The 8,816-nt window shown below is 72.3% G+C and carries 11 protein-coding genes; 7 read left to right on the top strand and 4 right to left on the bottom strand.

The features are described 5' to 3' along the window. Positions 1–31: 31 nt before the first annotated feature. Entirely contained in the window at positions 32–1,771 is a 1,740-nt protein-coding gene (locus tag ACI8AF_RS27380) for an ABC transporter family substrate-binding protein (RefSeq protein WP_456542945.1), read from the bottom strand. A gap of 365 nt (positions 1,772–2,136) precedes the next feature. On the opposite strand from ACI8AF_RS27380, the gene ACI8AF_RS27375 reads away from it, so the two are divergent. Next, positions 2,137–2,307: a CsbD family protein gene (locus ACI8AF_RS27375; protein WP_456542944.1), complete on the top strand. Its 171-nt coding sequence runs from the start codon at positions 2,137–2,139 to the stop codon at positions 2,305–2,307. A 59-nt stretch (positions 2,308–2,366) separates the two neighbouring features. Here the strand turns inward: ACI8AF_RS27375 and ACI8AF_RS27370 are convergent, their stop codons facing one another. Together ACI8AF_RS27370 and ACI8AF_RS27365 are read right to left on the bottom strand one after the other, a co-directional pair. Further along, entirely contained in the window at positions 2,367–2,939 is a 573-nt protein-coding gene (locus tag ACI8AF_RS27370; protein ID WP_456542943.1) for an endonuclease domain-containing protein, read from the bottom strand. A gap of 415 nt (positions 2,940–3,354) precedes the next feature. Next, the gene (locus ACI8AF_RS27365) at positions 3,355–4,113 is read right to left on the bottom strand and encodes a (deoxy)nucleoside triphosphate pyrophosphohydrolase (protein WP_456542942.1); all 759 of its coding nucleotides are present in this window, start codon (positions 4,111–4,113) and stop codon (positions 3,355–3,357) included. 59 nt (positions 4,114–4,172) lie between these two features. On the opposite strand from ACI8AF_RS27365, the gene ACI8AF_RS27360 reads away from it, so the two are divergent. The 6 genes from ACI8AF_RS27360 (at position 4,173) to ACI8AF_RS27335 (ending at position 8,349) form a co-directional block, all read left to right on the top strand. Then, on the top strand, positions 4,173–4,649 hold the full coding sequence (locus ACI8AF_RS27360) for an RrF2 family transcriptional regulator (protein ID WP_456542941.1): 477 nt from the start codon (positions 4,173–4,175) through the stop codon (positions 4,647–4,649). 33 nt (positions 4,650–4,682) lie between these two features. Continuing rightward, positions 4,683–5,213, top strand: coding sequence for an adenylyl-sulfate kinase (cysC, locus tag ACI8AF_RS27355; protein WP_456542940.1), 531 nt, complete (start codon positions 4,683–4,685; stop codon positions 5,211–5,213). A gap of 237 nt (positions 5,214–5,450) precedes the next feature. Further along, positions 5,451–7,124 carry a nitrite/sulfite reductase gene (locus tag ACI8AF_RS27350; protein WP_456542939.1) on the top strand — a complete coding sequence of 558 codons (1,674 nt, stop codon included), beginning with the start codon at positions 5,451–5,453 and terminating at the stop codon, positions 7,122–7,124. After that, on the top strand, positions 7,121–7,291 hold the full coding sequence (locus tag ACI8AF_RS27345) for a hypothetical protein (protein WP_456542938.1): 171 nt from the start codon (positions 7,121–7,123) through the stop codon (positions 7,289–7,291). The genes ACI8AF_RS27350 and ACI8AF_RS27345 overlap by 4 nt, the downstream gene beginning before the upstream one ends. Next, the gene (locus tag ACI8AF_RS27340; protein WP_456542937.1) at positions 7,288–7,998 is read left to right on the top strand and encodes a phosphoadenylyl-sulfate reductase; all 711 of its coding nucleotides are present in this window, start codon (positions 7,288–7,290) and stop codon (positions 7,996–7,998) included. The genes ACI8AF_RS27345 and ACI8AF_RS27340 overlap by 4 nt, the downstream gene beginning before the upstream one ends. A gap of 24 nt (positions 7,999–8,022) precedes the next feature. After that, positions 8,023–8,349, top strand: a complete 327-nt coding sequence (locus tag ACI8AF_RS27335; protein WP_456542936.1) for a 4a-hydroxytetrahydrobiopterin dehydratase — start codon at positions 8,023–8,025, stop codon at positions 8,347–8,349. Here ACI8AF_RS27335 and ACI8AF_RS27330 read toward each other — a convergent pair. After that, positions 8,316–8,690: a VOC family protein gene (locus ACI8AF_RS27330; protein ID WP_456542935.1), complete on the bottom strand. Its 375-nt coding sequence runs from the start codon at positions 8,688–8,690 to the stop codon at positions 8,316–8,318. The two genes, ACI8AF_RS27335 and ACI8AF_RS27330, sit on opposite strands and share 34 nt — an antisense overlap. Between the last annotated feature and the right edge of the window lie 126 nt (positions 8,691–8,816).

The raw sequence follows: 8,816 nt of genomic DNA, 5'->3' as shown, positions 1-8,816 counted from the left end.
GGTGCCCCGTCGCCGGGGCACCGACCGGGGATCACTGGACGGACCAGGTCTCCGAGTTCCAGAGCGGACCCGCCTGCGTCGAGTTGTCCTCCACGTTCTGGATGGAGCTCTGGTAGGCGATGAAGGTCGGCTTCTGGTACAGCGGGATGGTCGCGACCTGCTCCCACAGCGCCGCGTCGATCTGGTTGCCCAGCTCGGCCTGCGCGTCGGGGTCCGGCTCGGCGACGAACTGCTCGAACAGCGCGTCGATCTCCGGGGTGCCCTGGCGGGAGTAGTTCTGGCCGAGGCCGTTGGCCGGCGACCAGTAGATCGACTGGGTGGCCGACCGGAACGGCGACCCGACCCAGGCGAACAGCGCGGCCTGGAAGCCACCGGCCTCGAGGGAGGTCGGCTGCTCGGCACCGGCGAAGATGTCCGGGTTGGCGTTGAACGTGGCCTCGATGCCCGCCTCGGCCAGCTGCGGGATCATGACCTCGATCGTCGTCTGGCGGAGCGGGTTGTTCGCCGTCGTGTCGATCTGGATCGCCAGCCGCCCGCGCTCCGGGTGCGTGTACACGCCGTCCGGACCGAGGGTGTACCCGGACTGCTCGAGCAGGGCCTTGGCCTCCTCGATGTTCTGCTCCTTGTACTCCTCAGGAGCGGTGTCCTCGTACTGCGGCTGGTTGTTGAAGTAGATCCGGTTCTGCAGGACCTCGGCGTCCGAGGAGAACTGGCCCACCGTCTGGTCGACGATCTCCTGGCGGTCGAGCGCCATGGCGAACGCCTTGCGGACGTTGATGTCGGCCAGGTGCGGGTCCTGGGCGTTGAGGTCGACGTGCTCGAAGGACAGACCGAAGGTGATGTCGCTGCCGACGTTCGGCTCGAGGCCCTCGATCTGGTCGACCAGGTCCAGCTGCGGCTGCGGGTAGATCACGCCGAGCTCGCCGCTCTGCATGCCCTGGACCGCGGTGGTCGGGTCGTTGCCGATGTTCTGGATGATCAGCTGGTCCAGGTTCGGGCCCTCGCCCCACCACTCCGGGTTCGGCGTCAGGACGACGATCTGGCCGCCGACGTCGATGTTCTCGGCCTTGAGCTGCCACGGGCCGCCGGAGATGTCCTCGGGCAGGCCCTCGGCGATCGGCCAGCCGGTGGTGATGGTCTCGCAGAGCGCGACCGGGTCCTCGTTGTCCATGAGGTGCGCCGGCAGGATGCCGCCACCGAAGTCACCGCTGAACAGCGACTGCCAGTCGGCGAAGGGCGTCTCGTAGGTGACCGTGACGGTCTTGCCCTCGTCGGACCCCTCGACCGAGGAGATGTTCTCGTAGCCGGTCGTCGACAGCAGCGAGGCGCAGCCGCCCTGGGCCGGGTCGGTGCTGCGGCTCGAGCGCCAGGTGAACTCGAAGTCGTCGGCCGTGATCGGGGTGCCGTCGCTCCACACCGCGTCCGGGTTGATCGAGTAGGTGATCACCTGGGTGCCGCCCTCCTCGGAGAGCGTCGGCTCCTCGGTGAGCAGGTCGGGGTTGTGCACGACGGTGAAGTCGGGCTCGACGATGAAGGCGCCCGGGAGGATGCCGGACAGGATGTTCGCCGTCGAGGTCGCGTTACCGGAGGCGATGTTGGGGAAGAGGTTCTCGGGGAAGTCCGTGGACTCACCGAAGACGACGCGACCGCCCTGCGCGGCCTCGCCGCCCTCGTCACCCCCACCACCGTCGCCTCCGCCACATGCGGTCAGCGCCATCGCGCCGGCGATGCCGGTCGCGATCAGCGCGGAGGAGCGCTTGCTCAACTTCACGTGCGATGCCTCCCTCGTCCCGCGGTCGCGGGGGGAACGGACTGGTCGACCAGAGCCGGGCCTGCCTGACCCGTCGCTGGCTATGATCGGAAAGGCGCGCAGAGCGGACTGACGCCTGCTCCGCGCGTCGGGGCGACCCTAGGCACGGCCTGGAAGAGGCGTCCACGACCGACACCGATTTGTGACCTGGGCTCACGATCGTCCCGCGAGCGCACAACATACCCAGCGGTAACAGGCGCCTGGCGAGACCCCTTGCGGCCTCGGGCCCGCCTGCCCGCAGACCTTTCGGTTCCGGTTGGGTGTCACAGCGCCCACCTGCGGGTACGTGCCTCCTGGCACGGGGTGGACCAGAGGAGGTCTTCGGGATGAGCGACATGGACAAGCTGAAGAACAAGGCGCAAGAGCTGTCCGGCGAGGGCAAGGAGCGCGTCGGCGAGGCCACCGACAACCGCGACCTGCAGGCCGAGGGCACCAAGGACAAGACGGCCGGCAGCCTCAAGCAGGCCGGCGAGAAGGTCAAGGACGCCTTCAAGTAGGCCCACCCTCCTACCGCTTCCGGCGCCGAAAGCAGTTCCGCTTTCGGCGCCGGAAGCAGTCAGGGCGCCGTCACCGCCAGCGCGTCGCGGATGCGCGCCACGACGGCGTCGAGGTCGTGGAGGTCGGCAGCGGTGACCCGGATGACCCGCCAACCGGCCGCGACCAACCGGGCGTAACGCCGGTCGTCGCGGGGGATCTGCAGGTCGTCGAAGTGGTACGCGCCCTCGTACTCGACGATCAGTTTCGCCTCCGGCCAGGCCAGATCTCCCTTCCCCAAGAACATGCCGCTGTCGTGGATCTCGTACTGCGGCACCGGGTGCGGCAGATCGCTCAGGTGGATCGCCACCCGCAGCCAGGACTCCGGCGGGCTCATGGCGCGGCCGTCGACCAGGGGCAACGCCCGCTTCACCCGCCGTGAGCCCCACCGCCCGGTGACAGATCGTTCGACCCGCCCGAGGATCTCGTCCGTGAGCACGCCCGCGGCGACCATCGCGTCGAGGCAGGCGACCGCGTCCGCGAGCTTCTCCAGGGTCGCGACGTCCCGCACAGTTCGCTCGACGGTGGTGATGCGGACGCCGTCCTCCACCTCTTCCACGTCGGTCGGGCTCAGCTCGCTGCGGTGCACCCGCACGCCCCTCGGTCCTCTCCACGCACAGCTCGGCGGGACGACGACCGTGACCGCATCCCGCACGCCGGCCGTGGGCGCGCCCCACCAGACGGCCGCCGAACGCGACCCGAGAGCGGCGTCCGCAGGCATGAGCAGCGCGGCAGCGCGGCAGAGCAGTTGGTGGTCGAACCGCAGCCTCGGGTCCGCGTACACGTTCCGCAGGACGCGGCGGTACGGACCCGTCTGCAGCTGATCGCGGTGGAGGAGCCCCTCGGCCACCGCGTGGGAGCCCACGAAGAGGCCTTCGGGGGGACGGCGCAGGGGAGGCATCGCGGCAGCCTGGCGCAGAACGCTCGGATGCCGCGGCCGTCGTCCACAGCCCCCGCTTTCGGCGCGGAAAGCGGTCCCGCTTTCGGCGCCGAAAGCGGAAGTCAGGTTCTCAGAGGCGGGTGAGGAGGGCGCGGACGGCGGGGAGGAGGGGGCGGTCGGCGGGGATCCACTCGAGCGCGTCGAGCTCGTCGGCCGGGACCCAGCGCAGCTCCGCGTGCTCGAGCGCCACCGGCTCGCCCCCCGCGGCCAACCGCGCCCACCACACCCGCAGCGTCGAGGCGCCGGGCTCGCCGCCCGCGACGACGCCGTCGAGCAGCACCTCCCCCACGAACGCCTGCGGGACGACGTCGACGCCGAGCTCCTCGTGCAGCTCGCGAACCAGCGCCGACAGGTCCGACTCCCCCGGCTCCACCTTGCCGCCGGGGAACTCCCAGCAGCCGTCGTAGGGCCCGCCCGAGCGCTGGGCCACCAGCACGCGCGGGCCGTCGACGATCGCCGCGCCCACCACCTGCACGACGTCGAGCGCCCGCCGTGCGGCCGCGGCGGCGTAGAGGTCGAGGTGGGCCTGCATCGCCCGCAGCACCCGCGGGCGCAGCAGCACCTGGTCGACGAACGCGCCGAGCGGGCCGGGCAGCCCCGACTCCCAGTCGACCTGCTCGAGGAGCAGCGTCCCGGCGCCGGTCGCGGAGTACCGGCGGGAGTGGGTCAGCCAGCCCCGGCCCCACCGGACGGCGTAGACGTCGCGCTCCGGCCGGACCGACAGGACCTCCTCCAGCGGGCGTCGCCACGGCCGGCCGAGGGCGCGTGCCACATCGAAGGCGACGGTCAGCGGCGCCTCCACCAGAGTGGTGAATCGCAGCTGGTACACCGGAACACTGTGCCAAACAGGGCAGGATGGGGCGGCAGGACTCGGCAGAAGGGACTCCAGTGCGCATCACCGCCCGGGTCGACTACGCCGTCCGCGCCGCCCTCGAGCTCGCCGCGGTGGCACCGGACGCGCTGACCTGCGATCGCATCGCCACGTCGCAGAACATCCCGAACCGCTTCCTCCAGGCCATCCTCGGCGACCTGCAGCACGCCCGGCTGGTCACCAGCCAGCGCGGCCGCGAGGGCGGCTACCGGCTGGCGCTGCCGCCGTCGGAGATCTCCGTCGCCCGCGTCATGCGCGTCGAGCAGGGCTTCCTCGCCGAGGTGCACGGCCGGCGGCCCGAGGAGGTCGAGTACCCGGGGCCGGCGGCCCCGCTGGCCGGCGTCTGGGTGGCCGCGCGCGAGGCGTACCGGCGGGTGCTCGAGGACGTCACGCTCGCCGACGTCGTCGCCGGCAAGTTCCCCGGCCACGTCGCCGACCTCATCGCGATGGAGAGCGCCTGGCGTTCCTTCGGCGACGAGGGCACCACCGGCTGACCACCGGCGGGACCGCTCGGGGAGACTGACGCCATGTCGAGCGGCGTCACCGTGTTCCTCACCGGCCTGTCCGGGGCCGGCAAGTCGACCATCGCCGACGCCCTCGTGGCCGATCTGGAGAAGGACGGCGTCCCCGTGACGGTCCTGGACGGCGACGTCGTCCGCACCCACCTGTCGAGCGAGCTGACCTTCAGCCGCGAGCACCGCGACCTCAACATCCGCAGGATCGGCTTCGTCGCGGGCGAGGTGGTCAAGCACGGCGGCACGGTCGTGGTGGCCGCGATCGCGCCGTTCGAGGAGGCCCGCGCGCACGCCCGCGCGCTGGTCGAGGAGCACGGCCGGTTCCTGCTGGTCCACGTGTCGACGCCGCTCGAGGTGGTCGAGCGGCGCGACGTCAAGGGCCTCTACGCCAAGGCCCGCGCGGGCGAGATCCCGCAGTTCACGGGGATCTCCGACCCCTACGAGGTGCCCACCCGAGCAGAGCTCACGATCGACACCAGCGTCACCCCGCTGGAGGAGTCCGTGGCCCGCATCCGCGCGGCCATGGACGGCGGAGTGAGCTGAACCACGCCGGTCGTGTTGCGCGGGTGTGACACCATGGTCCCCATGTCGGACCGTGGCGCCCTCCTCGTCGCGCGTCTGCACATCGATCTGGCGCTCGTGTCCAGCGCCGGTTGTCGCGCCGCGCGCTGACACCGGTCCCCCCTCGCAGCGACGCGGCTGCGCCCCTCCGGCCACAGCGCCCCACTCCGCCCGGGCGGTGACACCCGCGCGCGGACCGGCGCAGAAGGAAGCTCCCTCGTGACCACCCCTCCCCGCACCAGCAAGCGGCCCGAGCGCGGCCAGGGCCAGTGGGCGCTCGGCTACCGCGAGCCGCTCAACCCCAACGAGCGCTTCAAGAAGGACTCCGACGGGCTCGACGTCCGTCAGCGCATCCTCGACATCTACGCGCACACCGGGTTCGACGGCATCGACCCGACCGACCTGCGCGGCCGCATGCGGTGGATGGGCCTCTACACGCAGCGCCGTCCCGGCATCCCGGGTGGCAAGACCGCCGTCCTGGAGCCCGAGGAGCTCGAGGACCCGTACTTCATGCTCCGCGTGCGCATCGACGGCGGGCAGCTCTCGGCCGACCAGCTGCGGGTCATCGGCGCGATCAGCACCGAGTTCGGCCGGGACGTCGCCGACGTCACCGACCGGCAGAACGTGCAGCTGCACTGGATCCGCATCGAGGACGTCCCCGAGATCTGGCGCCGCCTCGAGGAGGTCGGCCTCTCCACCACCGAGGCCTGCGGCGACACCCCGCGCGTCATGCTGAACTGCCCGCTCGCCGGGATCCTCGAGGACGAGGTGATCGACGCGACGCCGGCGGTGCAGGAGACGGTCGCCAAGTACATCGGCAGCCGCGAGTTCAGCAACCTGCCGCGCAAGTGGAAGACGTCGATGTCCGGCTGCGTCGACCACTGCACCGGGCACGAGATCAACGACGTCTCCTTCGTCGGCGTGGTCAACGCCGACGGCGAGGCCGGCTACGACCTGTGGGTCGGCGGCGGCCTGTCGACCAACCCGAAGCTGGCCCAGCGGATCGGCGTCTTCGTCCGGCCGGAGCTGGTCAGCGACGTGTGGGCCGCCTGCACCGCGGTGTTCCGCGACTACGGCTACCGCCGCTCGCGCAACCACGCCCGGATCAAGTTCCTCATGGCCGACTGGGGCCCGGAGAAGTTCCGCCAGGTGCTGCAGGACGAGTACCTGGGCCGCGAGCTGCCCGACGGCCCGGCGCCGGCGCCGGCGAAGAACGACCAGCGCGACCACGTCGGCGTCCTGCGCCAGAAGGACGGGCGCAACGCCCTGGGCTTCGCCCTGCGCACCGGCCGGATCAGCGGCTCGCTGCTCACCCGCGTCGCCGAGCTCGCCGACCAGTTCGGCGAGGGCCGGGTCCGGGCGACCGCGCAGCAGAAGCTGGTCATCCTCGACGTGCCCGACGAGAACGTCGAGCCGCTGGTCGAGGCCCTCGCCGCGCACGACCTGCAGGTGCGGCCGAGCGCCTTCCGCCGCGGCACCATGGCCTGCACCGGTCTGGAGTTCTGCAAGCTCGCCATCGTCGAGACCAAGCAGCACGCCCAGGACCTCTACGCCGAGCTGGAGAAGCGGCTGCCGGAGTTCGACACCCCGCTGTCGATCAACGTCAACGGCTGCCCGAACGCCTGCGCCCGGTTCCAGACGGCCGACATCGGCTTCAAGGGCTCGATGGTCCGCGACGACAACGGCGAGATGGTCGAGGGCTTCCAGGTGCACCTCGGCGGGCACCTCGGTGTCGACGCGGCGTTCGGCCGCAAGTTCCGCGGGCACAAGGTCACCAAGGCCGAGACGGCGGACTACTGCGAGCGGGTGCTGCGCGGCTTCCAGGAGCGGCGCGAGCCGGGCGAGAGCTTCGCCGCCTACGTCGCGCGGGCCGAGGAGGCCTGGCTGCTGTGACGGAGGGGACGGGCGGGGGAAGGAGCCGGCAGCTGCCGGTGTTCCACTGCCCGTACTGCGGGGACGAGGAGCTCGTGCCGTACGAGGAGGAGCCCGGCGCCTGGCAGTGCGAGGCGTGCCTGCGCGCCTTCGCCGTCCGACTGATCGACACGGGAGTGCAGCGATGACGACCGCCGTCCGGCCCACGCCGGAGCTGGCCGACGAGGCGAACGCCCGCTTCGAGGGCATCGCCGACCCGGTGGAGCAGGCGCTCGCCGTCCTCTCCTGGGCCGGGCGGACGTTCGGCGACGACTTCGCGATCACCTCGTCGATGGCCGACGGGCTGCTCGCCCACCTGGCCAGCACCGCGATCCCGGGCGTCCGGGTGGTCTTCCTCGACACCGGCTACCACTTCGCCGAGACGATCGGCACCCGCGACTGGATCGCCAGCGCGCTGCCCATCACGCTGGTGAACGTCACCCCGCCGCAGACCGTCGCCGAGCAGGACGCCGAGCACGGCGCGGCGCTGCACGACCGCGACCCCGACCTGTGCTGCTCGCTGCGCAAGGTGCAGCCGCTGGCCGCCACCCTGGCCGGCTTCGCCGCCTGGGGCTCGGGCATCCGCCGCGACGAGTCGCCGACCCGCGCCGGCACCCGGCTGGTCGACTGGGACGCCAAGCGGGGCATGGTCAAGGTCAACCCGATCGCGGCCTGGACCCAGGACGACGTCGACGGCTACGTCGAGCGCCACCAGGTGCCGGTGAACCCGCTGTTCGAGCTCGGCTACGGCTCGATCGGCTGCGCGCCGTGCACCCGCCCGGTGGCGCCGGGCGAGGACGCCCGCGCCGGGCGCTGGGCCGGCCGCGGCAAGACGGAGTGCGGCCTCCACACCTGAGCTGAGCAGCGGCAGGATGGCCGCATGGCCCGTCCTCCGCGCCTCTCCCCCGACGAGCTGTCGGCGGCCCTGCACGGCCTGCCCCTGTGGTCCGGCGACGGCGAGGGCATCCACCGCACCGTCGAGCTGCCGAGCTTCCGGGACGCCGTCGGCGCGATCACCGCGATCGCCGACGTGGCCGAGGAGCTCGACCACCACCCCGACGTCGACCTGCGCTGGCGCACGCTGCACCTGCACCTGGTCACCCACTCCGCCGGCGGCGTGACGGCGAACGACCTCGAGCTCGCCCGCCGCATCGACGCCCTGCTGCCCGGTTCCTATGCGAGCGGGCAGAACAGGTCGACGCGGTAGCCGTCGGGGTCGGCCACGGTCGCGTAGCGCTGCCCCCACGGGGCGTCGAACGGCTCCAGGTCGACGGTGTGCCCGGCGTCGCGCACCCGCCCGGCCACCTCGTCGACCTGCGCCGGGGAGTCGCACAGCACGGCGAACGCCGAGGTGTTCCCCGCCCGCGGCTTCTCGCCGAACATGCCCTCGATGAGCGCGGCGCTGTCGATCATCAGCCGGATGCCCGCGTCGGCCTCGACGTGCTGGGTGTCGGCCTCGAGGGGCGGGAACGAGAAGCCCAGGAGCTCGTAGAAGGCGACGGTCCGGGCCAGGTCGGTGGCGCACACGCCCACGGCGGCGATCTGCATGCCCGCCGGTCTACACCCGACCCCCGACAGCTCCCGGGGGGGGGGGGGGGGGGGGGGGGGGGGGGGGGGGGGGGGGGGGGGGGGGGGGGGGGGGGGGGGGGGGGGGGGGGGGGGGGGGGGCGGGGG

The sequence above is a fragment of the Blastococcus sp. SYSU D00669 genome (assembly GCF_054050715.1).
The sequence above is the reverse complement of the archived record's forward strand: the minus strand, read 5'-3'. Positions and strand labels throughout refer to the sequence as shown.